The following is a 26,130-nucleotide window of genomic DNA, read 5'->3' on the forward strand; positions in this document are numbered from 1 at the left end:
CATGAGCCAGCAACAAAAAAAAATAATGATAGCCGACGATGACCCCGGAATTATAGATGCTGTAGCCATGCTGCTTGAATTTGAGGGCTATGATGTAACTACCACCGTTGACGGGCGCACCGTACTGGATATGAAGGACGAACTGCCCGACCTGCTTTTGCTGGATATTTGGATGAGCGGCGATGACGGCCGCGATATTTGCAAAAAATTGAAAAGCGCAAACCTTACCAAAAATATACCGGTAATAATGTTATCGGCCAGCCGCGATATCAAACAATCGGCAATAACGGCCGGTGCCGACGATTTTTTAGCCAAACCATTTGAAATGGACGAACTCATAAGAAAGATAGAGCAATTAACCGGGGGATAAATGTTAGCCCTCTGCTTCAACTCCCCCTTCAGGGGGCTGGGGGGTACCAATTTTATACCTGTCCTCGCCTCTCCAGGCCTCATAGTTTAAACCCGGTGTAAGCCAGTATAACAATATCACCCGCGAGTACCTGTAATTGAATGGCGCTAATATAAACACCACCCCCATTAACACTGCCACATACACCCATGGCGAAACCGAGCCTGTTAAAACATAGGTAGCTACGGCAAAGGTTACCATTTCGGCTACGTTAAAGGCGTAGCTTACAAACATAGCCACATACCAGTATCCCGGTTCGCGCTCGTAATGCAGGCCGCAATGCGAGCATTTTTCGTGCATTTTTTGGCCACCGAAACTATAGGTTGGCGTCGAGTAGATATCGCCACGGCGACAGCGCGGGCACTTGGCCTGCACAATAGCTTGCAAGGCAGATATCGGTTTAGCGGGTTTAATATCGTCAGTAGTTGTCATTGCGGGATGGGGTTTTTGCGGAATTCTTCGGGAGTAAGTCCGGTGTATTTTTTAAAAAATTTGGTAAAGTAAGAGTTGTCGGTAAAATTTAACTGCCGGGCTATGGCGCTAATGCTTAGCTCCAGGTTTATCAGCAGTCGCTTGGCCTCTAACAGCACCCTGTTGCGTATTACCTCACCTGCCGATACGCCCAAAATATCGTTACACAGGGCGTTTAAATGGTTGGGCGTAATGTATAGCAGGGCGGCATAATCTTTAGGCAGCTTTAACGTAGCAAAGTGCTTATCCGTAAGCTTGCGGAAACTCTGTAACAGGGTATAATTGTACGTTGGCGCAATAGTTTGCCCGGCATATTCGCTTTGGCGGGCCACCAGTATAAATAGTTGCAGCATCAGCGCCTTTATCATATCCATACCCATGCGCGCGGGGTTGTGGCTCTCCAGTATCAGCTGTTCAAAAAGGTTAATGGTGGCAGCATGTACATCGGGTGTAAGGTTAATTACCTCGTCATCAATATTGCTGCTAAAAAAGGGCAGGCTGTCTAAATAATCGGGCCTTAGCAAAAACGACTGGAAGAATGAGGCCGAGAAGTTAATAATGTAACCATCAACAGGGCCTTCAAAATTCCAGCGGTGTACCTGGCCCGGCGCCATAAAGTATATTTGATACGGCTTAACCGCAAAGCTTTTAAAATCGATAGAGTGATTGCCGCCGCCTTCGGTAAATAGTACCACATGATAAAAACTGTGCTTATGCGGCAGGTTTAGCTTTTGATGTTTTTGCAAATAAGGCGCAAACCGGCTAATAAGCAGTTCGTCGTGCTGATGATCAGCCAACGAGCAAATATCATATACCGGGAACGATTTTTTCATCAACACAAAGATACTTAACAATTATACAAGCCAATGGTACAGTATGGTGTTGTTATGGTATTTTTTACTGATTGTGACAAGCATCACAAAAAATGCAACACTTATATAGTTGCATTAACACTATTTAACATTTTTACTATTTTTATACTGCAACGCCGCCATTATATTGGTGTCTTATATATCGTTATTTAAAACTATTAAGGCATGCTATGGAGCAGGTACACCCACAGTTAAAAGATTTTATTATCAACTACTGTACGCGGTACAAGGTTAAGCCTATCGACCCTGATATGCTGCACCCTGATACCAGCATAGACCTTGACCTGGATATTGTAGATATTGAAATAGAACTTTTTTTGGCTGAATTTGCCGAACACTTTAAGGTAGATGCTTCTAAATTCAGCTGGTATAAATACGGTTACCCAAAAGGATCTACCCGGGTGCGTATACTTAAAACCCTGTTTGGTTATAAAAAACCATGGGTAAAACAACTGGCAGGCTATTGCTACAAACCTAAGTTTAAGGTGCACACGCTTCAAAACGCCCTGCAAACGGGCAAGTTATTGTAAATGACAAAACAATAGGTATATTAGTTTTCCGCACCATCGGTAAACCTGTTATGCTTATCAAAAAACTACTTGTAGTGCTTTTGCTATTTGTTGCTGTAAATACTTTTGCGGCCAGCACCATCAAAATCACCTCTCCCGATAAAAACATCACCTTTAATTTAAGTGCCGATAATGCAGGGCTCTATTACCGGGTTTGGTACAAGGGCGTTTTACTTGCTGATAAGTCGCGTTTGAATATGTCTTTTAAGGAAGGCGGACTGTTTGGCAATAAACTGAAAATATCACCCGCAAAAACTGAAAGATTAACCGAAACCTATAATCTGATCACCGGCAAAACCAGCAAGGTAAACAGCGAATGCAATCGCGTTATCATCCCGGTTACTGAACAAACAGGCAGCAAAAGAAAGCTAAATATAGAAGTGCGAATTTTTAATGATGGCATAGGTTTCCGTTATGTACTGCCGCAGCAAAACGGCTTGCAAAGTGTGGACATTACCTACGAGATCAACACCTTCAACCTCACACAAAACCCAAAAATTACAGCGTTAATATTACCTAACTACACCTCATCACACGAGGGAGAATACACCAAAGCTAACCTTGCCGACTGGCCCGCCGACCAACTAGTAGATATGCCGGCGCTTTTCAGTTTCCCAAAGGGGATATATATGGCCATTACTGAGGCTAACCTGCGCGATTATGCGGGTATGTACCTCACCAAACATAACGGCGTGATTGAAACGCGCCTCTCGCCCCTGCCCAAAACGCCCGAAATTAAAGTAAAAGCCACCCTGCCACATAATAGCCCCTGGCGGGTGATGATGATAAGCGACCGGATAGGCGCCTTCATCGAAACCAATATACTCACCAACCTGGCCGATGCAAATCAATTAAATGATGTCAGCTGGATAAAGCCCGGCAAAACCACCTTCCCATGGTGGAACGGCAACGTAGTACCCGATACCATTAACGCGCCCGGCAACAACTACGTTACCAATATGTATTATGTAGATTTTTGCAGCAAGTATGGCATCGAATACCACTCGGTGGTAGAGTACGGCCTGCACGAGTGGTACGTGAACGATGGGCAGGGTTTTCAACCCGGGCCAAATGCCGATCCATCACGCGCGGTACCCGGGCTGGATATGCAGCAAGTATGTGATTCGGCCGCTGTAAAGGGTGTAGGAATACGCGTTTGGGTGCATTTTTACGCCCTGTACCCCAAACTTGAACAAACCTTTGCACAATACGAAAAATGGGGCATAAAAGGCCTGATGTGTGATTTTATGGACCGCGACGACCAGGAAATGGTAAACATGCAGGAAGAAGTATTAAAAAGCGCGGCCAGGCATAAGCTACACATACAGTTCCATGGCGCATACAAACCCACCGGCATGAACCGCACCTACCCCAACGAGTTTACCCGCGAAGGCACCCTTAACTACGAGAACGATAAATGGGGTAACCGTGTGAACCCCAATACCGACCTCGATATTATTTTTACCCGTATGCTGGCCGGGCAAACCGATTATCATTTAGGGGGATTTAGGGCCGCTACGCCACAAAGCTTTAAAACACAATATACCTGCCCTATGGTAGAGGGCACGCGGTGCCACATGCTGGCCATGTATATGGCACTCGAAAATCCGTTGGGTATGGTATGCGATTATCCGGATGCCTACATTAAACAGCCGGGCTTCGATTTTTTGCAGCAAGTACCCACCACCTGGGACGAGACCCGTGTACTGAACGCCGAACCCAGCGGATACCTCACCGTTGCCCGCCGCAAAGGCGATAACTGGTACATTGGCGCTATTACCAACCGCACCGCCCGCGACTTTAACATTAAGCTCGACTTTTTAGGCGATGCCACCTATGGCGCCGAAATTTGGCGCGACGCCCCTGATGCGGATAAAGACGCCAACCATTTAATAAAAGAGATAAAACAGGTTGATAAGAAAAGCATATTAAACCTACAGCTTGCTCCCGGCGGCGGCCAGGTGCTGCATTTGTACCCATTGAAGAGATAGGGGAATAATAACTTGCTTGCCATGTTAGTCCAGGGGCAGGCTCCATAACCCAATCGTCATTGCGAGGAGCGATAGCGACAAAGCGATCTCCCGACTATGCATAAACGCTTTGCATTAAGGGAGATTGCTTCGTGCCTCGCAATGACGGTCTGGCGGGCAGGCTCCATAACTCAAACGTCATTGCGAGGAGCGATAGCGACAAAGCAATCTCCAGGCTATGCATAAACGCTTTGCGTTAAGGGAGATTGCTTCGTGCCTCGCAATGACGGTCTGAAATTGAGTACGCTGCCACGTCATTGAGGGCAACCTACCCTATCCTTTCGCCTTTTTCGCTGGCGGCTATGAGTTTATTCAACCTGCTTTGCTGGGTTTTTGCCTGCTTGGCGCTCATTACGCGGTGTACGCTTAGTTTGCGGTACCAGGGTGCCTGGTTTTTAAACCAGTCCCATGCTTTTGGGTTGGCTTTAAACTGCTGCTCGTAGGCAGGGCTCAGCACCATCTCGGCTACCTCAAAGCTATATATGGCCGATTTGTGTTCCTGGCGTTTGGCATAAGCAGCAAGGCCGGCAGCTTGCATCAGTCCCTTTTCGGTCAATTCGGCCACCTTTTTAATGTTTACCGCGCTCCATATGCTGTTTGGTTTACGCGGCGTAAAGCGTATGGTGTAGCTCTCCTCATCCCTCGACCTGCGCACACCATCAATCCAGCCAAAGCATAGGGCTTCGTCTACAGATTGCGGCCAGGTAATACTGGCTTTGCCGCTGCCGGTTTTGTAAAAGCCCACCAACAGCTCGGTTTGTTTATCATAATTAGCCTGCAGCCATTCCCTAAAATCGGCAGGGGTGGCAAAAAAATGCGGTTCCATACGGCTAATATAGCACGGTTTTAAGCTTTTTTAGCAGTAGCTACCAATACAACACCGCCAATAAGCAACAAGCCACCTGCATATGGCGGCCAGTTAACCGATTTTTGCCTGTCGGCCGATATTTGAATAGGTCCGGCATCTACTATCTTTTCTTTTTTGGTGTAGGTAAATCCTGTCCATATCAGCATTGCTGCGCCTACAATTATTAATACTATTCCAATAGTTCTGTTCATGGTGATGTTTGTTTAGTTGATAGTTTATAGCAATTTATAGTCGTATTTGTTTGCATGGGCCATTTATTTACTTATTGGCTTACAACATTTTATAAAATACATTGCAGCACGGGGGTAAAAGCATTATTTTAGTGGCATATTCCCCGGTTAAAAAATGAATGATGAGTTGATACTGGAAACCATATCGGTTACCAAAAATTTCTTTGGCGATAAGTCTTCAGGGGTTAACAACATCACCATTTTTGTACCAAAGGGCAAAATAACCGCTATTGTTGGCGAAAGCGGCAGCGGCAAAACCACCCTGCTTAAGCTATTATCGGGGATGATTAAGCCCGATAGCGGCGATGTATTCTTTCATGGCCAGCCCCTGCCTGTGCGCAGCGCCGGCTTTACCGCCGCCCACACGGTTATTACTATGGTGAGCCAGGATAACCACGATATACAAGCAGCCGCATCCGTATGGGATAACGTTGGGCGCGGCCTGCCTACCGAGGATGTAAATTACCAGCTACAAAAAACAACGCAGGCACTTAATTTATTAGGCATATACGATTTGCGCGAGCAGCCCTTTGGCAAATTAAGCGGCGGCGAAAAGCAGCGCGTTACCATAGCCAAGGCCCTTATAAACCGCCCCGAAGTATTAATGCTTGATGAACCCTTTAACCAGGTAGATGCTAATTACCGCGAGGGCCTGCAGCACGATATACGGCAAATAGTGAAGGAATGGGGTGTAACGGTTATACTGGTATCGCACGACCCTGCCGAACTGCTATCAATGGCCGATGAACTGATAGTGATAAAAGAGGGTGAAATAGTGGAGCATGGATCGCCGGCAGAATTATACCATTCGCCAAAACTGCAATATACCGCCAAAATATTAGTGCCCTGCACCGAACTTACAACCGAGCAGGCAAAGGTTTGCGGTATAAAATCGAAACGTGGTACCGTAGTTATTTATGCCGAGCACATCAACATTAACCGCCTGGGTAAAAAATGGCTGATAAAACAAGTGCTTTTTAAAGGCTTTTTTGAAGAGCTGGTTATCGAGCGTAACGAGGTTGTTTTACGTGTTATTAATTACGACAGGGGCAAATACAAGGTTGGCGGCAAAATTGGCATCAGCATAAAAAAATACTTCGAATTTGGCAAATGGCTTAGTTAAAGGGGGTCGAGAAGCCAAGAGTCAAGAACCAGGAGTCATACCTTTTTGTAAATTATATCTTAATTATCTTATTGTTTTTGCGGGTAGGTTTACTATCGGGCTTGGGTACATTTTTAACAATATGCACCAGCGCACTGCCTAAAAAAGCCATAGCCTTTACACCAAAATGCACAAAGGGTTTCATAACCTCAATAACGCCATGCCCTTCGCTATGCTTTACCGCTGCTTTGTTGGTTCCTATTTTTTTGCGTTCCATATAGTATAAAGATTGCAGCAGGGATTTTGTTTGTAAAATAATCGACATACCTTTAATATTATTATGGGGAAAATAAGATACTTTTTTGCCGCTGTTTATCAAAGTATAAAAAGTAGACGGCCCGATGGAACTCCTTACTTTAATTTATGTTTAGGAGTCACGGGGATATTACTGTTAAATCTTTTTGATGTTTTGTTAATCCTTAAAATGGGGGTTCATAAAAACCTTATTTCTGATTCTAAGAATACATTTATAATATGGTTTTTATCTTTAGCCATACTAATTATGATTTTATTAAAGCTTTTTATGCCCATAGACGATATAAAAGATGTTGAAGTAGAGAAGAAAGATGTTAAACTTATGGGCTTCTTAATTATTTCCTACTATACGTTAAGTCTTGCTTTCACGATTATTTTAATAAGCTTAACCAGGCCGTCTATGCCTCATTAAATGGAATTCTAAGTCAACAACGAATCCCCAAGCTGGTGCGCGCGTGTCGCGTTCCAAAACGTAAAACAAGGATAGGAATGGCAAAGCTCGGCCATGGCAACCGGGTAGTCGCCCGGCTCCTGCCGAGTGACAAGTATTACCCGGCCCTGTGGCCGATCCAACGAATAGATGGGGCCGGGGGGCTTATAATAGCAATCACCCGGCAGCAGCCGAGCGATTGCTAAGCGGGAACATTTGGGCTACACCCGTATAACATTTGATATTTACAACGGTGCCGCCAGAAAAGTGCAGGCTACGGACTATTTGCCATTTGGCAAAGAAATAGCCACCTATACGGCGGGTACAAAAAACGAGTATCTTTACAATGGCAAGGAACTGCAGAAAAACCTGCAGAAGTATGATTACGGCGCAAGGTTCTATGATCTGGTGATCGCCAGGTGGACGAGTGTGGATCCATTGGCAGAAGTCAAGGAGATTTAGTCCTTATGTTAATGCATCCAACTTTAAACCCAATACCCGATGTTAGATTTCCTGCGATTGTGGCGAATAACCCTGGTGGAATTTTAATAACATTTCCTGGGACAGAGTTTAGGAAAAGAGTAAAAGAATCTATTACAACTGGCCACTATGCAAGCCATTGTTTAATCCTTGAAAAGAAATTAATTAATCATTTAATGTGAATCATATTAGGTTAGCCAAGCATACTCCCTCGAACAACTTATACCCAGCTGGATTTATGTTTTACTCTTTTTTCTTTTTTATTTCCATTTGTTCATGTAATCTTTTTGTGACTAATGGAAATTTAGGTGCATCGGAAAATATCCAAGAATCAAAAAAAAAAGGTGTTTTTATTTGTGAGTACGTGCCTTTAAAAAATCCTTATAAAATAAATGATAGTATTTCGATAAATGTAAAATCTGCTTGGCTGGAGCATCATTGGCTTTATTCGGGGTTATTTAGTCAAAATGCAAAAATTGAAAAAAAAGGCCTACAACTTATTATTATTACAGACGAGAAAAGTTTGCATGGGTATTTAAAAAGCTGGTTAATTGGGGTAGACTTCGAAAAAAATATCAGAAGTGCCTCTAAAAATGCTCTAATTACAGATTTTAGCTATCTTCCTCCTGATACAATTGAATGGAAGGTGCAAAATGGACAGGAGTTATCAGATTCATTCCCTAAGACTATCATAGGTAAATTCGCCCTAAAAAAAATACCTTATTCCAGTGGACGCAATTGGCAACTGCACCAAAAGTGAATCGCGCGTTTCGCTTACAGGGGGCTGTATCAAAAGTACATTTTAGCAAAAGGTTGCCAAATAATATTTGCCTTTGTGTTCTCTGTGTCTTAGTCTCGGCGTACTTTGTGGTAAAATTAACCGCAAAGTACACTGAGTAAGTCACAAAGAAACACAGAGATTATCTATTACAAAATATTATTCTGCGTTACGCCTTTAGATTTTACTTTTGATACAGCCTCCTGTAATTTATGGACGAATGACTTTTGTGGTTATGAAAATAACTATTGATACCTTCGGATTACCCCAAGCTGGTGCGCGCGTGCCGCGCATTCCTAAACGGTTATGCGGCCCTCCTTTTCTTAAGTTCTATTACAGTTATTTCCGGCCAGATGCCTAAACGGCCCGAAAATGCCAGGAAACCAAACCCCCGGTTTACATAAAGGTGGCGGTTGTATTGCTTAACCAGCCCAGCCCAATCTACATAACGATATTTAACGGGGCTCCAGCGCATGCCTGCCGCCTCAATGCCAAACTGCGCGCCATGGGTATGGCCCGATAGGGTAAGGTGGATATCAATAGGGTTATAGCGTACTTTTTCTTCCCAATGCGTAGGGTCGTGCGATAGCAGCACCTTAAAGGCATTTTTATCAACGCCCCGCATAGCCTTGTCCAGGTCGCCTAATTGTATAAAGCCTTTGCCCCAGTTCTCTACCCCTATTAAGGCTATTTTTTGCCCGCCTTTTTCAATCTCTACGTTCTCGTTTAGCAGCAGTCGGTAACCAAGGTCGGCGTGGTGCTTTTTTAACTGGGCCAGGTTGGCGGCCTTTTGCTGCGCGCTGTCCCATTGTATGTAATCGCCATAATCGTGGTTTCCTAATATCGAGAATTGACCGTATGGGGCCTTTATCTGGCTAAAACGGCCGATGTATTGTTCTATCTCCCAGGCCGCATTGTTCACCAGGTCGCCGGTAAAAACAAATAGGTCGCTTTTTTGCGCTTTGGCCAGGTCTATACCGCGCTGCATGGCATCCACATTATCAAAACTACCCGAGTGAATGTCAGATAATTGGGTTATGGTAAAGCCATCAAAGGCATCAGGCAGTTCGTCAAAGTAAATGGTGTGGCGGTGTACCTTATAATCGTACTTACCACGAAACATGGCATAAAAGAAACCCGAAAACGGTATAGCCGCCAACAGTATGGCTATCTCGGTAATAAATTTCCTGCGTTCGGGAAAAAAGGGTTGCCCTTCGGGCCTTTTAGTAGCTACATTGCTGCCAATACCATATATAAAACGGCCCAGGTCGCCTATCGACAGCACTATTACAAACACCAGCTTGGTTACAAAAAAGGTAAGGAGCAGGCTCAGCATCCACTCGTGGAAAGGTGTCATACCCCTGGCGGTGCTAAAGCTGCCAAAGCCCAGCAAAAATACTACCGTTACCCCCACCGATATGAGCAGGAAACCCCACAAAATGATCAGCCGCCAGGGGCGCGATTGCATATCGTGGGTTAGTGTGCGCAAACCGTTAAACACATACCAGTCCATCAGCAAGGTTATTGCCGCTATCACTAAAAAAACGCTTAAAAAACCACCCCTATGCATAAAATATTGATACTTAAGGCCGCAATATAAAAAAGGTAAGGTAATTGGCTTGTAAAAAATGCGTAATGCGGTTTAATTGCTATTTTTAGCCACCAATATAAATTATTAATGAAACTAACTTTATTTAACCTATCAGCCTTATTGCTGCTATCGTCGGCAGTTATGGCGCAGCATGCTAAAAAAGATACCGTATTTTTTGATGATTTCAGCAAACCCACGCTCGACCGCAGCAAGTGGAACGTTGAAGTTACCGGCAACACCGTAAACGACGAGCAGCAGGCTTATGTAGATTCGGCCGCTACGCTGTATTTTGTAAAAGGCAACACCATGGGTGCCAGGCACGGCGCACTGGTTATAAAAGGCGTATACAAACCCGGCCACACCAGCAAAGAGCAAAAAAAATACGACTTTATATCGGGCAGGATAAACACCCGCGAAAAAATGATGTTCACCTATGGCAGCGCTTCGGCACGTATGAAAATACCTGATGGCGCAGGGCTATGGCCGGCATTTTGGGCCATGGGCCTTGGCAACTGGCCCGATTGCGGCGAAGTAGATATTATGGAAACCGTAGGCGATGGATCGTGGACCAGCAGCGCCCTGCATGGCCCGGGCTACTTTGGCAACACGCCAATAGTTAAACGTACCCCTTTTGCAAAAGGTGTTGATGTTACCCAATGGCACGTGTATACGGTAGACTGGACCGCCAATAGCCTTACCTTTAAAGTTGATGGCAAGGTAACCTATAACGTAACCAAAGCCATGGTAGAAAAATATGGCCGCTGGGCGTTTGACAACCCCAAATTCCTGATATTGAACCTGGCACTGGGCGGTGGTTTCCCCAACGCGGTAAACAAGGTTAAAGAGCCCTACTACGGTATAGCCCAAAGCACCGTTGACAAAATAAAAGCAGGCAATGCAACGGTTTATGTAGACTGGGTATTGGTTACCCGGTAGTAAAATTTTGAGGGTATCAAGATTACGGGTAGCCTAATTTATATAGTAAAAAAGCTTGTTTATATGCCCAATAATATTATCTTAGTAAACCTTCCCAAACGAATTAAAACGAAAAAAAAACGAAAATCCCCCTGTATGACAACGAAAAAAGTGGAAAACTTTAAGTAAGGGTGTGGAATAGAAAAACCTGATAAAGCAAAAGAGGCTATCCTTTTAGGACAGCCTCTTTTTTTGTAGCCTTTTGCTACCAAATATTAGTAACCGCGCGAGTCGTTATACCTGTCGTGGCCATACCCTCTGTCGTGGTCACGGTCATAATTACGGTCGTGGCGGTAACGGTTATCGTAGCCCCGCCTATGGTGCCCGTAGTTATCAATCGCACATCCGGATAGCGCTGCAGCACCCAAAAACAGTAATGCTAACAGTTTTACAATATCTTTTTTCATACCCTTATTTTTAGTGTGTTAATCATGTTATATAGGTTAAACTACAACTGTTAAGCAGGGTTTAACGCCAAAACAAGCATCACTAAATCGTTACAAATAATATGGGCGTGCAATTATATCAAAGTGTATATTTAACAACTATAAACCAATATAATAGGTGTATCAATGTATAGTCCAATAAAAGCTTTAAAATTGGCTGTAGCGCTCGCGCTGTTTTGCCTTCCCTTTGTTAGTAATGCACAAGCTACTTTTAATCACGCGGCCATATGTTCGCAAAATTTAAAAGTTAGTAATAAGTTTTATACCAGCGTTTTACAACTTAAAATTATACCAAATCCTTTTAAAGATACCGTACACACCTGGTACAATATTGGCCCTAATTTGGCCATGCACGTTATACAAGGCGATTGCCCCAAAGCCGATTTTCACCGCGGTGTCCACTTGTGCTTTAGCGTGCCCTCGATTACCGCTTTTATTGAGCGATTAAACAGCATGAAGGTTGAATATAGCAACTGGAAAGGCGAAACCGGCAAAACCGAACACCGTGTAGATGGTGTTAACCAGGTTTACATACGCGACCCAGATGGCTACCTTATCGAGATAAACGACGCCAAGTAACTGCTTTAGATAATTTTTACGTGTTCCACGACCATGTGGAGTAATACTACGTATTTTATACTATGAAGGGCTATGTAAATATTCCTAAATCCATTTACTGCAAGTTGTGCAAACAATGCGGTGCAAGGCCCATTATTGCATTAGCAGGCAACACTGGGTATGTGGTAAAATGCCCCTCAAACAACGATCATTACCAAACACCTGTCGGTTTAATTGATATTGAAGACTGGAATATCCATAATACCGTATTACATGATGACGACTACAACCTGCAATTGAAACAGGCTGATAATTAAACCCCCGCTCCTAAAAATAATCTTCTATTTTTGCGGCACAAAACGCAGCAAATGAGCTTACAACATACATACGACAGTATAATTTTTGATTTGGATGGCACCCTTTGGGATAGCACCGAAACCATTACCAGGGCATGGCAGGCCGCTCTTGATCAAGCACCTTACATGAGCCACGAGGTAATGACCCGCGAGCGTGTACGATCGATAACCGGGATGACCTATGATAAGATATTTGAAAAGCTTTTTCCTTACCTTGACGATGCACAACGCAAAGAGATACAGTCGCTTTGCTCGGTAAGCGAGCTGGACATATTGCATAAAATTGGCGGCATACTATACCCCAACCTTGCCGAAACCCTAACTTACCTGCGCCAAAAATACAAGTTATATATAGTTAGTAATTGCCAAAGCGGGTACATCGAGTTGTTTTTAGATCTGAACAACATGCACGCTTATTTTTTGGCTCACCAGTGCTATGGTACCAAAGGCAACCCTAAAGCGGATAATATAAGGGATATTGTGAACGACCATAACCTTAAAGCCCCTGTTTATGTGGGCGATACCATGGGCGATTACGAATCGGCTACAAAAGCGGGTGTTCCATTCATCTTTTGTTCCTATGGTTTTGGCGTGGTTGAAAGCGGGCAAGTAGCTACTATAGACCGTTTTGAAGATTTAAAGCAACTGCTTTAAGCAAACCTTTTTACAGCCGGTAAGTTTATTTTTAAATACCGATGATATGAAAATTGCTAAATACCTGCACTCCTGCCTGCTATTTGAGTTGGATGGTTATAAATTGCTGATAGATCCTGGCAAGTTCTCGTTTGCCGAGGGTATAGTAACGCCTGATATATTTGCTGATGTAAACAGCATTGTTATTACCCATATACATCCCGATCACCTGGATACCGAAAACCTCAAAAAGATAGTAGCGCTAAGCAACGCTACCATATATACCAATAAACAGGTTGGCGATTCTATTGAAAAAGAGGGCTTAACATACCATTTAATAGACGAGGGTATTTATAATATTGGCCCCTTTAAAATAGAAGCTATCCCCGCACAGCATGAAGCTTTGCTGGACAACCCCATCCCACAAATGACAGCCCTGCTTATTAACGATAAAGTGCTGCACCCTGTAGATTCGATGGAGGCCAAACTAACGCGATACAAGGGAATTGAGTTGCTGTTGATGGTAACCATGGCGCCTTTTACCACCGAACTTACCATAGCCAACTTTGCAGATAAACTAATGCCTAAGCAGATATTGCCTGTACACGACGGCTATGCAAAAGAGTTTTTTATTAAACAACGCTACCAAAATTACAAGCGCCACTTTGATAATCTTGGCGTTAAATTCCATGAGATATATCAAGCGGGCGATAGCATCACTATTTAATTAGATATTACCGGTGCTTTTTGCAAGTACAAGTCTTTTTCTAACGCATGCACTGTAAAAACAGCCACACTTTTACGACTGATAAGCAGGTTTGGCTTGGGCTTGTTGTTTAGGCTGATACGCACGGTTTTAGCTGCAAAATTAGTTAAACCTACAGGTCGAATGGCTGTCCAGTCTAAACCCGACTGCTTTAATAAGTCCTCTTGCCGCTCGTGATCTTTGTAGGGATAACTGATGTTACTATGGTCTATCATCCACCTAAACCAAAACGGGATATCCTTTTTTGTTTCGTTAACACCCCATGCAGTAATTACTAATACACGTTTAATTTGATGTGCATGTGCAGCCTGTATAACATTAGTAATAGTTGTGGATAAAAAGTCGATAGGTGTACGTAGCGCCGCCCATGGGAAATCATTATTGCGGGATATATTTAAAGCGCTGATAATAGCCCCGCAGCCCTCTATCGCCATATCAATATCCGCTGCATCGGTGACATCGCCTTCAAACACAGTTAAGGATGATGAGGATATCGAGAATGTTTTTTTGTTACGTATAAGTACACTTACCTTATAGCGCCGCTTTAAAAGTTGCTTAAGTATTTGCTTACCTGTACGGCCATTTGCCCCCAATAAAAGTACTTTCATAGTGTTATTTTATGTGGCTATTACTTTGCGCATGGCCGGTATATTACCCCTTCATCTCTTTATCAAAGTTCTCCATCACCAATACAGCTGCGCCTATTAATTCAGCATCAAATCCTAAGGAGGATATCAGTAATTCGGTACCCGACGAAAGGCGGGGTATACAATACTTATGCAGCGCCTGTTGTATAGGGGCCAATAATATTTTACCCACTTTGGCACCGCGGCCGCTTAGCACAATGTTGGCCGGGTTCATAATATGTATCAATATAGCCAAGGCCTTGCCTATTTTATACCCGGCTTCTGATAGTAACTCTAAAGCAAACTGGTCGCCCTGGTTGGCTGCATCCATCAGGGCATCGCCCATTAGTTTTGATTGGCCGTTGTGGGGTTTAAGGCTGGTTATACGGCCTTGTTTAATACCTTCTTCGGCCTTTTCGGCTACCACCAGCATTGAAGCTTCGGCCTCCAGGCAGCCACGCTTGCCGCAGGTACATAAAGCGCCATCTTCTGATAGCGGAATATGGCTCAGTTCGCCGGCAAAGCCGTTGTAGCCCCTAAATATCTTCCCGTCTATGATCATCCCCAAGCCTATACCCCAGCCCAGGTTAATTACCATAACCTCCTGCTGCGAGCGGGCAATACCAAATTTTTGCTCGGCAAGCGCGATAAGGCTCGAGTCGTTATCAATATAAGTGCTGATACCAGTATTACGGCTGATATATTTGCTAAGGCTTTGTCCACCCGCATCCAAATAGGTATAGTTGATGCCTTCTATGGCGTTAATAAAGCCGGGCATACCTATGCCAATGCCGGCAATTTTATTTTTTGGTATGCCGCTATTAGCTATATAGGTGTTTAAATGATTAATGAGTTGCGATAGCGCTTTATCATTGTTCAATAATCTTAGTTCTACCGTCGCCATATCGGCAACCGGGTTATTTTGCAGATCTAACAGTTGTATGCGTGCCGATAACTGATCCATAGCTACTGCCAAAATATACATGGCTTTTGTATTTATAGCATACATTAAGGGCCTGCGGCCGCCGCTTGATGGCGCGTAACCCTGCTCAACAACAAATCCTTCTTTAATAAGTTCGTTAATCGCCTTTGCAATTGATGGGATACTTTTATCGAAAAGCAAACTTAACGATGCGCAGGACATGGCTTTATCAAAATACAAACGCTTGATAATCATGTTTTTAAGATGACTGCCTTTTACGGCTTTCTCTTTGGGTTCTATCATTGGTTGTAGGTGCAAATTATTGTACTTATTAAATAGCTATAAGTACTAAAACTTTATAAAAATATAAATAAAGTACGGATGTGCAATTGTAATTATTTATACGCTATGTATTTAAATAACACTACATTTATAAAAGCCAATTATTTGCAGTTATGCACAAAAAGTTACTTAGCATATTATTACTCTCATTCGTATTTTTTGGCTGCAAAAAAGAGGAGGATTTAAGCTTAAATACAGAAAGATTGCTAACCGGCAAGTGGAAATCGACCCTTACAATGGATGTGATACACGACATGGCTACCGGCAACGAGGTAGACCATGTAAACTACCTGCACGGCATGGGTACCGAGCTTACCCTTGACGGCAAAGGCACAGCTAACTCATACGACCCTGCCTTTAACAACACTTTTACACATGCTTACAGTGTTAGGGTTAACAATCAGCAACAGTATTTAACTACCCAACTGGTTGGGCTTGATGTTACTGAATACCAAATAATCGGGCTTGACGCCACCCACATGCGGCTAAAGGGCAAAGTGCTATCTAACGTAAACGTAACTTTCCCCGATGGTAAAAATCATTTAGCCTACTACGAGCGTACAGAATACTTTGAAAAGCAATAGTTACAATCCCATTCGCATTTCTATCATATTACTGCTAAACCCAACCTTTTCGTAAGCCTTTATGGCGGGAGCATTGTCATAATAAACTTCCAGGCGTAATTCGTTAATGCCTTTACTTACGGCCCAGTCTTTAAGGGCTTCTATCACCTTTTTATTTACTCCCTTGCCACGATGCTGCGGCTGCACATACATAAAGCCAAGGTAAGCATGTTGGGTATGCTTAAAATATGGCTTCTTGGCATCTTCTATACGCGCATAGCCGCTGCCTATAGGCTGGCCGTTCAATTCGGCTACCACCAAATAAATGTAGGGAGCTGTAAGCATCAGCTCCAGGTTGTAATAGTTTATGTCCCCGTCCTTTATAGTACTATCAAAAGGCCGCTCGGCGGTTATAACACCTTGCTCAAACTCCAGCAGTGTATCCATATCGGCATGGGTAGCCTTGCGTATGATTATATTATCCATAGATGAATAAGCTTCGGGGATCCATTCTAAGTTGATCATGATTACTAATATTCAATGTTATTCAAGTGCGCCTTTATAGATAAGCGCGCCCGGGATTTTCTTTACAGTTTGCAGCCAGGCATCATCTTCTAAAAAGAAAACATCAACCTCCTGCTCGGTAGTTTCGCCTTTAAGGGCATCCTGCACCATAAACACAACGGCGGTTTTAGCTTCATCGGTATAAGCAACTAATTTTACACCGATAACCAATTTTGTTTCGCCATTAATTTCGTTATCGTATTGATAGGCTTCCTCAACAATATCGCTATTACTAAACGCGATCTTTAGCTTATTGTGTACGCTTTTTTGCAGTTGGCGCTCGGCTGTACCTATCCTTACTAAAGTATCTTGCGTAATGGTATTTGGTTTAACGCTTTTGCGGCTGCGTTCCAGTACAAACATATTGTAGCTATTGCTATTAATAACCACGCGACTGATGCTATTGCGCTCGCAAAGCAGCAGCACATCGTCTGATAGCATTTCGGTATAGCTACTGGGTTCGTTTGCCCAGTTCAAAAGCGCTTGTTCGTCGGTAAAAGCGCCCAGTACCTTTAACCCATCTACAACAGATACCGATGTTAGCTTTAAATGGGTTTTCTCGTCTGCCGTTTGCCATTGATGGGTTTGGTTAGTATTATTATTTGATGGCAGTAACAATGTAGCTTTACCATCCATCAGCTCAAATACCACATTTTTGTAGCTATCGTCGGTTGGTTTTAAATACCAAAGGCTAATAAGCGCAAGCAAGTTTTCGTTCTTTGCCTTAGGCTCCGGCTTATCTTCGGGTTTATTGTTAAATGGCGATTTAAAAAAGCTCATTTCACTTGGCAGTTATTTTACCATACTCCAGCGGTATCATGTCGGCTACCTGCTCCCATGCCATATAACCTTCAAACAATAATCCGGCCGGGTCGCTGTAGTTACCATTTATATCTATTGTTACGCTACTATCCAACAAGCTAACCGTAGACATTTGCCCGTTAGGTATTTTATACCCTACGGGTTTTTCTATTTTATAACCGCTACCTCCCAACGGGGCCGATTCGCGTTCCTTTACATTCAAAACAAAAAGGGCATCCTTAAAGGTGAGCGTTTTAAGGCCTTCGTCTGCCACCGAAACCAGGCTGTCCATTACAACCGGCCGCCTGTCAAAATACACAGGCTTTTTGGGGTCGGGTTCGTGGCCCGGCAGCGGCTTATTTATCACCTTGTATATCTCGTACCCATTAGTATACACGTCGCCGGTGTATAAAGCCCGCATAAAATGTAGTATAGACCCACGATAGGCCAGTTCGCGGTTCTTATCCCAGTTTTTAGCTTCTTTATCTGATTTTGGTGTTAACTCTTTAAACGATGGGTACCCCTGGTAGGTTAAAACGTTTGTTTGTTCGTTATACTCAAAATTGGTAAGCAGGTATTTAATTTGATAGCCTAAAGCCTGGTTATCTATTACTAAAAACTCATCTGCACTACCAGATAGTACCTGGGTTGCTTTATCAAAATGAAAATATAGAATTTTAGGATTAACTATTTTGCAGTATTCGGCATTGGGGGTTGTGCCCAAAAAGTGCTTTTTGAATATCTGGTAATGGTCTTCCCAATTGGTTTCAGCCCGTATTACCACCTCGCCTAAAACTTTACTGCTTGCCTGTAGCTTAAAATCAAGCCTAACCGCGCCGCCTTTTATAGTGATAGATTTTGCTGATGCAGCAAACCCAACCATTTTTACCACTACCCCATACGTTCCTGGCGACAGCTTGTTAAACTGGTAGTTACCGGCATTATCGCAGGCTGTTATTAGTTTTGATCCGTTGATGTAAACGGTGGCGCCAGGCAAGTTGCCGCCATCGTCTTTAACATTACCACTTATGCTGTAAATATTCTGGGCTTTTACATTTATGGTGAAGCCGGTTACAATCATTAATAATGCTACGGTTTTAAATACTGCTAAAAAGCGCAAAGAATGGGGCATATGATAATATTTGGATTAAATATATAGATTATAAACACATCCCATGTTATTGCTATTAAGGAAGCAGCCAAAATCTCCACCCACCCCAATATTTATCGTATTGAGGATAAAAGTCCATGAATTCCTTTACTAATGGCAGATGATTTTTTGAAGCGAAACTTTCGTAATCGGTTATACTTGCGAATTTATTAAGCCGATCGTCGTTTAAATCATATGCCATATAACCCGAATCAACTGTCGCACATAAAACATCGCTTTTTACTACATATTTGAATAATCTAACTTCGTTTTCACCTTTTGGTCTAAAATACGGGTAACCGTCACTTGCATCAATTGCCTCCCAATGCCCTATTGGAATTCGTGATTCATCACCCAAGCCATGGTCACCGTAATAGGTAAACATAAATACAAAAAGAACTACATAAACTGTTAAATAAATTTTTGAAAACTTTGTTATTTCTTTTTTGAAATTACGCCGAATCGACCATAAACAAATAAATATACCAGCATACACAGCTGCCAGTACCGCTATTTTTAATAACTCAAAAACAAAATGAAATGATGCTGCCATTGCTTAATTTAAGTTTTCTTATTAGCCTACTCCACCGTAAAACTTTTCTTCAGCTTAATATCCTGCGACGAGCTGCCTATCCATACCTGGAAGGTGCCGGGCTCAACGGTCCAGTTCATGTTTTTATCCAGCAGGGCCAGGTCATCCGGGTGCAGGGTAAATTGCAGGGTTTTCTTTTCGCCGGGGTTTAGGTTCACACGCTCAAATCCGCGCAGGTCATATTCATAGGTAGTTACGGTGCTAATATCGTCTTTAAGGTATAGCTGCACTACATCATCGCCTTTGCGCTGCCCTGTGTTGGTTACATCCACTGTAACCGTTATATCGCCCTGAGCGTTCTCTTTTTCAGGCGATACCTGCAAGTTGCTGTATTCAAAAGTAGTGTAGCTAAGGCCATAACCAAATGGGTACAAGGCACCCTTTACGCTGGTTTTGCCCCAGCTGTTTTGCCCGCCCTGGTCGGCCTGTGCCGACGGTTTGAACGGAAAGTTAAATTCTATCTGTCCGGTTGTTTTTGGGAAGGTAATAGGCAGCTTACCGCCCGGGTTGTTGTCTCCAAAAAGCGTTTCGGCAATTACCTGCCCGCTTTGCACACTGGGGAACCATGCTTCCAGTATGGCAGGTACATATTTGTTTTCCCAGTTAATGGTTAGCGGCTGCCCGTTTATCATTACCATAACCACCGGCTTACCGGTTGCCTGTAAGGCCTGTATAAGCTTTAATTGACGCCCGGGAAGGTTCAATCCCGTGCGCGACAGACTTTCGCCTACCCTATCCACATCCTCACCCACAACGGCTATAACCACGTCTGACAGCCTGGCCTGCGCAACTGCCGAATCAATACCGGCCTGCTCGGCGGCTGTTAGCGGGGTTTCTATAATTTCGCTTTCAGGCCAGGTGGCATCTATAATATCACAGCCTTTTACATAGTTTACTTTTGCACCGGCACCAACATAGTTTTTTATACCATCAAACACTGTAGTTACTGGGTTATGCGACGGGCCGTACCTGCTAATGGCATAATTGGTTTCGGCGGCCAGCGGGCCGGTTACCAGTATGTTTTTCAGTTTAGTTTTATCAAGGGGCAGCAGGTTGTTCTCATTCTTTAGTAAAACCATCGCCTCGCGATTCATTTTAAGCGACATCGCCTTATCGGCGTCGGTATGTACAGTTTTATCGGCTGCTTTTGGGTCTTTTACATAAGGGTAATCAAACAAACCCAGCCTGAATTTCACCCTCAACACATCCGCCACGCGCGAATCAATCACCTTCATAGATATCTTATTCTCTTTGATCAGTTCGCGCAGGGGAAGTATAAAAGTTTGCGGCATGGTAAAATTGGTACGCACGTTTAAGCCGGCCTCAACCGCCTGGCGCACGGCTTCTTTATAATCAATAGCTACATGGTGCTTGCTGTACAAAAACTCCACCGCCTCGCTATCAGATACCACGTAGCCCTCAAAGCCAAACTGCTGCCTAAGCAGAGTGGTTAAAAAGTAATAGCTACCGGTTATGGGCACGCCATCCCAGTCGTTATAACTGCTCATTACACCCATGGGGTGTGCCTCCTGTATCACCCGGCGAAATGGGTATAAATATACCTGGTGCATTTCGCGCGGTGCCACATGCGGGTCGGTACGGGCGCTGCCATCACGGCCACCTTTGGGCACGCTATATACAGCATAATGTTTAAGGGTTGATGCCACTCCTTCTTCCTGTATACCCAATACCATTTGTTTGCCCATTTCGGCTATCAAAAAGGGGTTTTCGCCGTAGCACTCTACTACCCGCCCCCAGCGCTGATCGCGGGCAGGGTCGAGTATAGGCGCGTAAACATTAGTATAGCCTAAGGCTTTGGCCTCGCGACCAACGGTTTGCCCGGCCTGGCGCACCAGGTTTTTGTCCCAGGTGCTACCTATGCCTATAGGCGCGGGCAGCGGGGTGGCGCGGTCGTGGTTAAGGCCGTGTATACCCTCGTTGGTAAAGTCGACAGGGATACCCATGCGTGTTTCTTCAACAAACCATTTTTGCACGGTGTTTATGGCTGCTGCGTGCTTGCTAAAGGGGTAAGAATATTGCGTAGGCGCATCATCAGTATGCGAGGTAAGGTTGTTTAGTTCTTCATCTATATTGGCTATACCGTCTTTCCATATTTCGGTTTTCCAGCGTTCAACCGGCATCTCGTCTTTAAGCACGCGTTTATAACCATACAGGGTAGCCATCTGGCAGGTTTTTTCGTCGACGGTCATTTGGCCTAACAGGTCGGTTATACGCTTTTCGATGTTTTGTGATGGGTCTTCAAAAACATCCATTTTACCATTCTTATTAAAATCGACCCAGCCTTTATGGTATATATTTTTTTGTTGTGCCGATGCCGAAATTGCCAGCGTTAATACCGGCAACAATAGTTGTAGCTTTTTCATACAGGTGCAGATGTATAGGTTTACATCTCAAATATATAAGAAATTGCTAAATTGGCATCATGATTGCGCTATGCCGTTAACAATAGCCAATTGACCTTTAATATGAGTAACCAGTTTCTATCAGGCTTTTTATTTCTGCTATTATTTACGGGTAACCCCGGCAAAGTAAGCGCGCCAACCGCCGCAGATGAAATGATATGCGGCAAGTGGGAATCGGCTCAAAAAAATATTATTGTGCAGGTTTATAAAGACGATAATAACCAATTTAAAGGCAAAATTGTATGGTTTAATGATGGGGAGGGCAACAAAAAAATGGCCACCTGGACCGATGTACATAATCCCGACCCCGCACTGCGCAGCCGCAAAATATTAGGCCTAAATGTTTTGGAAAAACTAACCTACAATCCTAAAAGTAATTCGTGGGAAGATGGTATGATTTACGATGCCAAAAGCGGCCGCAAGTGGAATTCTTCGGCTTATTTAGCCAAGGATGGGTCGCTTAAGGTTAAAGGCTATTGGCATGTTAAATTTATTGGCAAAACCATGACCTTTCACCGTTACACCGACTAATCAACTAAAAGCATAAAAAGCAAAGGGCCATGGTAATTACCATGGCCCTTTGCTTTTATATATGAAAACTATTATTAGTTAGCTTTTAAGAACTCGCCGCTTGCGCTCAGTTCTACTTCGTCGCTTAGCATTGGTGAGCCATATTTGCTACCGAAACCAAAATCGGTACGTTTAATGGTACCTGTAACTTTAAAACCTGCATCAGGCACTTTCATCATTGGGTGGTTAATTGTACCACGGTAAACAAGGTCTAAAGTAACCGGTTTGGTAACACCATGTAAGGTTAAGTTACCTGTTACTTTGTATTTGTTTGTACCTGCAGGTGCAATGCTGGTGCTGGTAAAAGACAATGTTGGGAATTTATCAACTTCAAAAAAGTCAGGCGATTTTAAGTGTTTATCGCGCATATCGTTATCAGTACTAACAGAAGCAGTGTTAGCGGTAAAGCTAAATTTGGCATCGCTAAAATCTGGTTTTGCTGCAACTATGCTGGCATCAAAATCTTTAAAAGTACCATCAACATCAGATACTGCAAGGTGAGTGATAGTGAAAGTAACGTGTGAGTGTGCTTTGTCAGCTTTCCAGGTGCTTTGCGCAAATACAGCCGTTTGCATAAATAATGCTGCTGCTAATAAGGTAAGGGTCTTTTTCATTTGTTTTGTCTTGTTTCGGTTATTTATCAATTAATTATGAATCAAAGATAGATAAACGTTTTATATATAAAATAAAATATAAGTTTAAACACCTTTTTTTGAACAATTGATGACAATATTATTTCTCTTCAAAAAAGGCATCTACCCTTTTGTTAAACTCATCAGCATGTTCAACCAGGGTACCATGGCCCGAGTTAGGCACTATCCATAGCTTTGAATTAGGTATGTTTGCCTGTATTAAATGGGTGTGTTTGTCGGCAATCACATCATGGTCGCCAGCGATGATAAAAGATGGGGTAGTGATTTTTTGCAGATCGCTTAACGGTATATTAGGCTGATCCCAATCAAGCAAAAATATCTTCCAGTCGTTTTTTGCTTTAGGGGTTTTCCATATCCTGTTTTTGTTGGCGGTGTAATACTTAAACCACTCTTTCCAGGTGCCCTGTGCAAACGCGGTAGAATCGGGTGTAATGTTTGCCCCTGTTGATGCCAGCTTTATCACCTTATCGCGGTGATGTATGGCCATCATCAGCGCGTTGATGCCGCCATCGCTCCAGCCAAGTACGTAGGCCTTGGGTATTTTCATTTGATCAAGCAGCGCGGCAAAATCATCAGCCATTTGCTCAAAAGTAAGTGTAGATGCACTATCAACTGATTTGCCATGCGCGCGGCTATCCACCAAAATCACATGGTATTTTTTACTAAAATAGGGTACATTTTGGGCAAAGGCACTCATATCGCCGCCATTGCCGTGGGTCATTAATAAAGGTTGCCCGGTGCCGTATTCCTCTACATATAGCCTTACCCCGTTCACATTATAATACTTGCCCACCTCTTTGTTATGGCCATAAGGCACTTTTTGAGCGCAGCCTATCAGCGCTAACAATTGTGGTATAACTGCCATTACCAGTATTCGTTTAAGTTGCATACGGTAAATATAGTTATTTAGCTGTTATAGGATGGTATAGCTTTGATTAAAAGGAGATTGCGTAACACCGCCACAACGACGCTTTTACAAGGTGATATTCTAAACAATATCTTCCCACTTACCGCTATCCAGGCTGCGGTAAATAGCATCAACCACTTTCATATCCTTTAAACCTTCTTCGCCGGGTACACGGCTTTGTTTGTTTAGGGTTACACAGGTGGCAAAGTCGTCCATTTGGGCGGCTTGCTGGTTAATATTTGGGATATCCATGGGTTTGCCGTTTATTTTACCATCTAAACCGCCGTACCCATAGGCAGGTTCCAATTCAAAATTACCCTTTTCGGCATCAACGCGCAGGTAGGCCCAATCGTTGTTATAGCTGGATTTACCCGTAACTTTGGCACCTCCCGGAAACTTCAGTTCCCAAAAAACGGTTTCATCAACTTCTTTAAAAAAATCCGGGCGCTTTTTCTCCTGAGTGGCCTTCACTGCAACGGGCTCCTGGCCTAATGTATACCGCGAGCCCTGTATCGAGTAAATACCCATATCCATTAGCCCGCCACCACCGGCTATCGCTTTTTTCAATCGCCAGGCGTTAGGGTCGCCATTGTAGGTAAAGCCGTTACCGGTATCCAATTTGGTTACCTTACCCAGCACCTGCTTTTGGCCAAGGCGCATTACCTCCAGCGTATGCGGCTCAAAGTGCAGTCGGTAACCTATGGATAACAGCCTATTGGCTTGCTTGCAGGTAGCTATCATTTCGGCACATTCGGCGGCGTTCAATGCCATTGGCTTTTCGCAAAGCACATGCTTGCCGGCTTTTGCCGCGCGTATGGTATACTCTTTATGCATTGATACGGGCAGCACAATGTATACAATATCAATATCAGGGTTATTGGCTATATCATCAAAGTTTTGGTAGTTGTATATGTTTTTTTGCGGAATGTTATATTTTTTAGACCATTCTGCCGCTTTTGCAGGTGTACCGGTTACCAGGCCTGCCAGGTAACAATTTTTAGTTTGCTGCAAGGCAGGGGCCAATTGCCCCCTGCTGTAACCACCTAAACCAACCAGGGCTATACCCAGTTTTTTATCGGATTTACACGAGGCCAACGATGACAATGCCGAGCCCAGCAATAACGCGCCGGCACATATTGAACCTTTACGGATAAAATCACGACGGGAGGTTTTTAACTTTGGTTTCATAAGCTTTAGAAGGTTTTTTGGTTACACAATATCGGCAAAAGCTACAATATTTGTGCCTCTATTAGTATTATTATATACAGGATGGTATACAATTAAAATGTGTTAGGAAGAAAAGCTATCCTTGTAGTTCTTTATAGCGTTTACAATAGATCGTACAATGGCATCCTGGCCTTCGTCGGAGTTGAGGTATTTTTCGTCGTCGGGGTTGTTGATAAAGCCTGTCTCTATTAACAAACCGGGCATACCGCTTTGCTGCAGTACCAGCACACCTTGTTCTTTTACGCCTGCGCTTCGCCTGCCAATATCTTTAAATTCGTTGTTTAGCAGATCGCCAAACTGCACGCTTTGTTTACGGTACCGTTGCTGAAAAGCCGCCAGCACAATTGCATTTACAGCAGCATCTTCGCCGTAACCGTTATATTTTTGCTTGTAATCCTTTTCAATATAAATAGATGCATTTTCGCGCAGCGCCTCCAACTGCTCCTGCTTGCGGTGAAAACCATACACCAATAATAACACCCCGCGCCTGCTGCCCACCCGCTCGGGCGATGAGTTGCAATGGATAGATATAAATAAGTTGGCTTTGTTTTCGTTGGCTATATCGGCCCTGCGGTGCAATTCAATAAACTTATCGGTGCTGCGGGTCATTATCACATTAACGCTGCCCATCTGGTCGTTTATGGCTTGCTTTAATTTTTTGCCAATGCTTAGGGCAACGGTTTTTTCGTTTGAGTAGGCGCCATGCGCGCCGGGGTCTTTACCACCGTGCCCGGGGTCTATCACAATAGTTTTAAACCTAAAAGTTTTTATGGTTTCGGTAGGCTTAGGTTTGCCGGTTTGCGCAAAGGCCGGCAAACTGGTGGCAAACCCTATAAATAATACTATGCAATATATTTTAAATGCAGTAAAGTGCTTTGGTGGCATGGCGCAAAGGTAAAGCGTTTGTTTAA

The 26,130-nt window shown here is 43.6% G+C and carries 31 protein-coding genes and 1 pseudogene; 14 read left to right on the top strand and 18 right to left on the bottom strand.

Annotated elements, in window-relative coordinates:
• Position 1 precedes the first annotated feature (1 nt).
• A complete protein-coding gene (locus FFF34_008810) occupies positions 2–370 on the top strand; it encodes a response regulator (GenBank protein ID TSD67475.1) in 369 nt (122 codons plus the stop codon).
• A 3-nt stretch (positions 371–373) separates the two neighbouring features.
• Here the strand turns inward: FFF34_008810 and FFF34_008815 are convergent, their stop codons facing one another.
• Both FFF34_008815 and FFF34_008820 read right to left on the bottom strand, forming a co-directional pair.
• Entirely contained in the window at positions 374–841 is a 468-nt protein-coding gene (locus FFF34_008815) for a DUF983 domain-containing protein (GenBank protein TSD67476.1), read from the bottom strand.
• Positions 838–1,713, bottom strand: a complete 876-nt coding sequence (locus tag FFF34_008820; GenBank protein ID TSD67477.1) for a helix-turn-helix domain-containing protein — start codon at positions 1,711–1,713, stop codon at positions 838–840. The genes FFF34_008815 and FFF34_008820 overlap by 4 nt, the downstream gene beginning before the upstream one ends.
• A 209-nt stretch (positions 1,714–1,922) precedes the next feature.
• Here FFF34_008820 and FFF34_008825 point away from each other — a divergent pair, with 209 nt between their 5' ends.
• Positions 1,923–2,282, top strand: coding sequence for a DUF1493 family protein (locus FFF34_008825; protein ID TSD67478.1), 360 nt, complete (start codon positions 1,923–1,925; stop codon positions 2,280–2,282).
• A 50-nt stretch (positions 2,283–2,332) separates the two neighbouring features.
• Entirely contained in the window at positions 2,333–4,312 is a 1,980-nt protein-coding gene (locus FFF34_008830; GenBank protein ID TSD67479.1) for a glycoside hydrolase family 97 protein, read from the top strand.
• Between the two features lie 307 nt (positions 4,313–4,619).
• Here the strand turns inward: FFF34_008830 and FFF34_008835 are convergent, their stop codons facing one another.
• Positions 4,620–5,177 carry a bacteriocin-protection protein gene (locus FFF34_008835; GenBank protein ID TSD67480.1) on the bottom strand — a complete coding sequence of 186 codons (558 nt, stop codon included), beginning with the start codon at positions 5,175–5,177 and terminating at the stop codon, positions 4,620–4,622.
• A 20-nt stretch (positions 5,178–5,197) separates the two neighbouring features.
• Positions 5,198–5,410: a hypothetical protein gene (locus tag FFF34_008840; protein ID TSD67481.1), complete on the bottom strand. Its 213-nt coding sequence runs from the start codon at positions 5,408–5,410 to the stop codon at positions 5,198–5,200.
• A 154-nt stretch (positions 5,411–5,564) separates the two neighbouring features.
• On the opposite strand from FFF34_008840, the gene FFF34_008845 reads away from it, so the two are divergent.
• Entirely contained in the window at positions 5,565–6,572 is a 1,008-nt protein-coding gene (locus FFF34_008845; GenBank protein TSD67482.1) for an ABC transporter ATP-binding protein, read from the top strand.
• Positions 6,573–6,624: 52 nt separating this feature from the next.
• Here FFF34_008845 and FFF34_008850 read toward each other — a convergent pair whose 3' ends face one another.
• Complete coding sequence (locus tag FFF34_008850; protein TSD67483.1) at positions 6,625–6,828, bottom strand: hypothetical protein; 204 nt, start codon at positions 6,826–6,828, stop codon at positions 6,625–6,627.
• 63 nt (positions 6,829–6,891) lie between these two features.
• On the opposite strand from FFF34_008850, the gene FFF34_008855 reads away from it, so the two are divergent.
• From FFF34_008855 to FFF34_008865, 3 genes and pseudogenes are all read left to right on the top strand, one after another.
• On the top strand, positions 6,892–7,278 hold the full coding sequence (locus FFF34_008855; GenBank protein TSD67484.1) for a hypothetical protein: 387 nt from the start codon (positions 6,892–6,894) through the stop codon (positions 7,276–7,278).
• A 216-nt stretch (positions 7,279–7,494) separates the two neighbouring features.
• Positions 7,495–7,804, top strand: a pseudogene (locus FFF34_008860) (hypothetical protein).
• 210 nt (positions 7,805–8,014) lie between these two features.
• Positions 8,015–8,536 (top strand): hypothetical protein, encoded by a 522-nt coding sequence (locus tag FFF34_008865; GenBank protein ID TSD67485.1) that lies wholly within the window; start codon positions 8,015–8,017, stop codon positions 8,534–8,536.
• 322 nt (positions 8,537–8,858) lie between these two features.
• On the opposite strand, the gene FFF34_008870 is transcribed toward FFF34_008865, so the two are convergent.
• On the bottom strand, positions 8,859–10,124 hold the full coding sequence (locus FFF34_008870; GenBank protein TSD67486.1) for a metallophosphoesterase: 1,266 nt from the start codon (positions 10,122–10,124) through the stop codon (positions 8,859–8,861).
• Between the two features lie 108 nt (positions 10,125–10,232).
• Between FFF34_008870 and FFF34_008875 the strand changes: the two genes are divergently transcribed.
• Positions 10,233–11,081 (top strand): glycoside hydrolase family 16 protein, encoded by an 849-nt coding sequence (locus FFF34_008875; GenBank protein ID TSD67487.1) that lies wholly within the window; start codon positions 10,233–10,235, stop codon positions 11,079–11,081.
• 254 nt (positions 11,082–11,335) lie between these two features.
• On the opposite strand, the gene FFF34_008880 is transcribed toward FFF34_008875, so the two are convergent.
• Entirely contained in the window at positions 11,336–11,527 is a 192-nt protein-coding gene (locus FFF34_008880; protein ID TSD67488.1) for a hypothetical protein, read from the bottom strand.
• A 165-nt stretch (positions 11,528–11,692) separates the two neighbouring features.
• Between FFF34_008880 and FFF34_008885 the strand changes: the two genes are divergently transcribed.
• The 4 genes from FFF34_008885 to FFF34_008900 all read left to right on the top strand — a co-directional run bounded on the left by FFF34_008885 (position 11,693) and on the right by FFF34_008900 (position 13,840).
• Complete coding sequence (locus FFF34_008885; protein TSD67489.1) at positions 11,693–12,145, top strand: hypothetical protein; 453 nt, start codon at positions 11,693–11,695, stop codon at positions 12,143–12,145.
• A 62-nt stretch (positions 12,146–12,207) separates the two neighbouring features.
• Positions 12,208–12,441, top strand: a complete 234-nt coding sequence (locus FFF34_008890) for a hypothetical protein (protein TSD67490.1) — start codon at positions 12,208–12,210, stop codon at positions 12,439–12,441.
• Between the two features lie 51 nt (positions 12,442–12,492).
• Complete coding sequence (locus FFF34_008895; protein TSD67491.1) at positions 12,493–13,134, top strand: HAD family hydrolase; 642 nt, start codon at positions 12,493–12,495, stop codon at positions 13,132–13,134.
• A 46-nt stretch (positions 13,135–13,180) separates the two neighbouring features.
• The gene (locus FFF34_008900; GenBank protein ID TSD67492.1) at positions 13,181–13,840 is read left to right on the top strand and encodes an MBL fold metallo-hydrolase; all 660 of its coding nucleotides are present in this window, start codon (positions 13,181–13,183) and stop codon (positions 13,838–13,840) included.
• Here the strand turns inward: FFF34_008900 and FFF34_008905 are convergent.
• On the bottom strand, positions 13,837–14,487 hold the full coding sequence (locus FFF34_008905; GenBank protein TSD67493.1) for an NAD-dependent epimerase/dehydratase family protein: 651 nt from the start codon (positions 14,485–14,487) through the stop codon (positions 13,837–13,839). The genes FFF34_008900 and FFF34_008905 overlap by 4 nt on opposite strands.
• Positions 14,488–14,530: 43 nt before the next feature.
• Positions 14,531–15,730 (bottom strand): ROK family protein, encoded by a 1,200-nt coding sequence (locus FFF34_008910; protein ID TSD67494.1) that lies wholly within the window; start codon positions 15,728–15,730, stop codon positions 14,531–14,533.
• Between the two features lie 152 nt (positions 15,731–15,882).
• Between FFF34_008910 and FFF34_008915 the strand changes: the two genes are divergently transcribed.
• Positions 15,883–16,353 (top strand): hypothetical protein, encoded by a 471-nt coding sequence (locus tag FFF34_008915; GenBank protein TSD67495.1) that lies wholly within the window; start codon positions 15,883–15,885, stop codon positions 16,351–16,353.
• On the opposite strand, the gene FFF34_008920 is transcribed toward FFF34_008915, so the two are convergent.
• From FFF34_008920 to FFF34_008940, 5 genes are read right to left on the bottom strand one after another with little or no spacing between them, the layout of a single operon-like run.
• Entirely contained in the window at positions 16,354–16,818 is a 465-nt protein-coding gene (locus FFF34_008920; protein ID TSD68000.1) for a GNAT family N-acetyltransferase, read from the bottom strand.
• 57 nt (positions 16,819–16,875) lie between these two features.
• The gene (locus FFF34_008925; protein ID TSD67496.1) at positions 16,876–17,676 is read right to left on the bottom strand and encodes an SseB family protein; all 801 of its coding nucleotides are present in this window, start codon (positions 17,674–17,676) and stop codon (positions 16,876–16,878) included.
• Between the two features lies 1 nt (position 17,677).
• Positions 17,678–18,829, bottom strand: a complete 1,152-nt coding sequence (locus tag FFF34_008930) for a carboxypeptidase-like regulatory domain-containing protein (GenBank protein ID TSD67497.1) — start codon at positions 18,827–18,829, stop codon at positions 17,678–17,680.
• A gap of 55 nt (positions 18,830–18,884) precedes the next feature.
• Positions 18,885–19,400 (bottom strand): hypothetical protein, encoded by a 516-nt coding sequence (locus FFF34_008935; protein ID TSD67498.1) that lies wholly within the window; start codon positions 19,398–19,400, stop codon positions 18,885–18,887.
• 26 nt (positions 19,401–19,426) lie between these two features.
• Entirely contained in the window at positions 19,427–21,823 is a 2,397-nt protein-coding gene (locus FFF34_008940; protein ID TSD67499.1) for a beta-glucosidase, read from the bottom strand.
• Positions 21,824–21,925: 102 nt separating this feature from the next.
• On the opposite strand from FFF34_008940, the gene FFF34_008945 reads away from it, so the two are divergent.
• Positions 21,926–22,393 carry a DUF2147 domain-containing protein gene (locus tag FFF34_008945; protein TSD67500.1) on the top strand — a complete coding sequence of 156 codons (468 nt, stop codon included), beginning with the start codon at positions 21,926–21,928 and terminating at the stop codon, positions 22,391–22,393.
• Between the two features lie 74 nt (positions 22,394–22,467).
• On the opposite strand, the gene FFF34_008950 is transcribed toward FFF34_008945, so the two are convergent.
• The 4 genes from FFF34_008950 to FFF34_008965 form a co-directional block, all read right to left on the bottom strand.
• Entirely contained in the window at positions 22,468–23,046 is a 579-nt protein-coding gene (locus FFF34_008950) for a YceI family protein (protein ID TSD67501.1), read from the bottom strand.
• Positions 23,047–23,164: 118 nt separating this feature from the next.
• On the bottom strand, positions 23,165–23,950 hold the full coding sequence (locus tag FFF34_008955) for an alpha/beta hydrolase (protein ID TSD68001.1): 786 nt from the start codon (positions 23,948–23,950) through the stop codon (positions 23,165–23,167).
• 123 nt (positions 23,951–24,073) lie between these two features.
• Complete coding sequence (locus FFF34_008960; GenBank protein TSD67502.1) at positions 24,074–25,180, bottom strand: Gfo/Idh/MocA family oxidoreductase; 1,107 nt, start codon at positions 25,178–25,180, stop codon at positions 24,074–24,076.
• A 102-nt stretch (positions 25,181–25,282) separates the two neighbouring features.
• Positions 25,283–26,104 carry an N-acetylmuramoyl-L-alanine amidase gene (locus FFF34_008965; protein TSD67503.1) on the bottom strand — a complete coding sequence of 274 codons (822 nt, stop codon included), beginning with the start codon at positions 26,102–26,104 and terminating at the stop codon, positions 25,283–25,285.
• Positions 26,105–26,130 lie beyond the last annotated feature (26 nt).

This window comes from Inquilinus sp. KBS0705, assembly GCA_005938025.2.
In the GTDB taxonomy this organism is placed as follows: domain Bacteria; phylum Bacteroidota; class Bacteroidia; order Sphingobacteriales; family Sphingobacteriaceae; genus Mucilaginibacter.

Bases quoted from the DNA above. Each gene is read 5' to 3' on its own strand.
- FFF34_008830 (TSD67479.1), top strand. From the start codon at position 2,333: ATGCTTATCAAAAAACTACTTGTAGTGCTTTTGCTATTTGTTGCTGTA.
- FFF34_008945 (TSD67500.1), top strand. From the start codon at position 21,926: ATGAGTAACCAGTTTCTATCAGGCTTTTTATTTCTGCTATTATTTACG.
- FFF34_008910 (TSD67494.1), bottom strand. From the start codon at position 15,730: ATGATAGAACCCAAAGAGAAAGCCGTAAAAGGCAGTCATCTTAAAAAC.
- FFF34_008875 (TSD67487.1), top strand. From the start codon at position 10,233: ATGAAACTAACTTTATTTAACCTATCAGCCTTATTGCTGCTATCGTCG.
- FFF34_008855 (TSD67484.1), top strand. From the start codon at position 6,892: ATGGGGAAAATAAGATACTTTTTTGCCGCTGTTTATCAAAGTATAAAA.
- FFF34_008825 (TSD67478.1), top strand. From the start codon at position 1,923: ATGGAGCAGGTACACCCACAGTTAAAAGATTTTATTATCAACTACTGT.
- FFF34_008955 (TSD68001.1), bottom strand. From the start codon at position 23,950: ATGGCAGTTATACCACAATTGTTAGCGCTGATAGGCTGCGCTCAAAAA.
- FFF34_008840 (TSD67481.1), bottom strand. From the start codon at position 5,410: ATGAACAGAACTATTGGAATAGTATTAATAATTGTAGGCGCAGCAATG.
- FFF34_008815 (TSD67476.1), bottom strand. From the start codon at position 841: ATGACAACTACTGACGATATTAAACCCGCTAAACCGATATCTGCCTTG.
- FFF34_008895 (TSD67491.1), top strand. From the start codon at position 12,493: ATGAGCTTACAACATACATACGACAGTATAATTTTTGATTTGGATGGC.
- FFF34_008890 (TSD67490.1), top strand. From the start codon at position 12,208: ATGAAGGGCTATGTAAATATTCCTAAATCCATTTACTGCAAGTTGTGC.
- FFF34_008835 (TSD67480.1), bottom strand. From the start codon at position 5,177: ATGGAACCGCATTTTTTTGCCACCCCTGCCGATTTTAGGGAATGGCTG.
- FFF34_008915 (TSD67495.1), top strand. From the start codon at position 15,883: ATGCACAAAAAGTTACTTAGCATATTATTACTCTCATTCGTATTTTTT.
- FFF34_008870 (TSD67486.1), bottom strand. From the start codon at position 10,124: ATGCATAGGGGTGGTTTTTTAAGCGTTTTTTTAGTGATAGCGGCAATA.
- FFF34_008905 (TSD67493.1), bottom strand. From the start codon at position 14,487: ATGAAAGTACTTTTATTGGGGGCAAATGGCCGTACAGGTAAGCAAATA.
- FFF34_008925 (TSD67496.1), bottom strand. From the start codon at position 17,676: ATGAGCTTTTTTAAATCGCCATTTAACAATAAACCCGAAGATAAGCCG.
- FFF34_008940 (TSD67499.1), bottom strand. From the start codon at position 21,823: ATGAAAAAGCTACAACTATTGTTGCCGGTATTAACGCTGGCAATTTCG.
- FFF34_008935 (TSD67498.1), bottom strand. From the start codon at position 19,400: ATGGCAGCATCATTTCATTTTGTTTTTGAGTTATTAAAAATAGCGGTA.
- FFF34_008900 (TSD67492.1), top strand. From the start codon at position 13,181: ATGAAAATTGCTAAATACCTGCACTCCTGCCTGCTATTTGAGTTGGAT.
- FFF34_008930 (TSD67497.1), bottom strand. From the start codon at position 18,829: ATGCCCCATTCTTTGCGCTTTTTAGCAGTATTTAAAACCGTAGCATTA.
- FFF34_008880 (TSD67488.1), bottom strand. From the start codon at position 11,527: ATGAAAAAAGATATTGTAAAACTGTTAGCATTACTGTTTTTGGGTGCT.
- FFF34_008920 (TSD68000.1), bottom strand. From the start codon at position 16,818: ATGGATAATATAATCATACGCAAGGCTACCCATGCCGATATGGATACA.
- FFF34_008950 (TSD67501.1), bottom strand. From the start codon at position 23,046: ATGAAAAAGACCCTTACCTTATTAGCAGCAGCATTATTTATGCAAACG.
- FFF34_008865 (TSD67485.1), top strand. From the start codon at position 8,015: ATGTTTTACTCTTTTTTCTTTTTTATTTCCATTTGTTCATGTAATCTT.
- FFF34_008960 (TSD67502.1), bottom strand. From the start codon at position 25,180: ATGAAACCAAAGTTAAAAACCTCCCGTCGTGATTTTATCCGTAAAGGT.
- FFF34_008850 (TSD67483.1), bottom strand. From the start codon at position 6,828: ATGGAACGCAAAAAAATAGGAACCAACAAAGCAGCGGTAAAGCATAGC.
- FFF34_008845 (TSD67482.1), top strand. From the start codon at position 5,565: ATGAATGATGAGTTGATACTGGAAACCATATCGGTTACCAAAAATTTC.
- FFF34_008820 (TSD67477.1), bottom strand. From the start codon at position 1,713: ATGAAAAAATCGTTCCCGGTATATGATATTTGCTCGTTGGCTGATCAT.
- FFF34_008810 (TSD67475.1), top strand. From the start codon at position 2: ATGAGCCAGCAACAAAAAAAAATAATGATAGCCGACGATGACCCCGGA.
- FFF34_008885 (TSD67489.1), top strand. From the start codon at position 11,693: ATGTATAGTCCAATAAAAGCTTTAAAATTGGCTGTAGCGCTCGCGCTG.
- FFF34_008965 (TSD67503.1), bottom strand. From the start codon at position 26,104: ATGCCACCAAAGCACTTTACTGCATTTAAAATATATTGCATAGTATTA.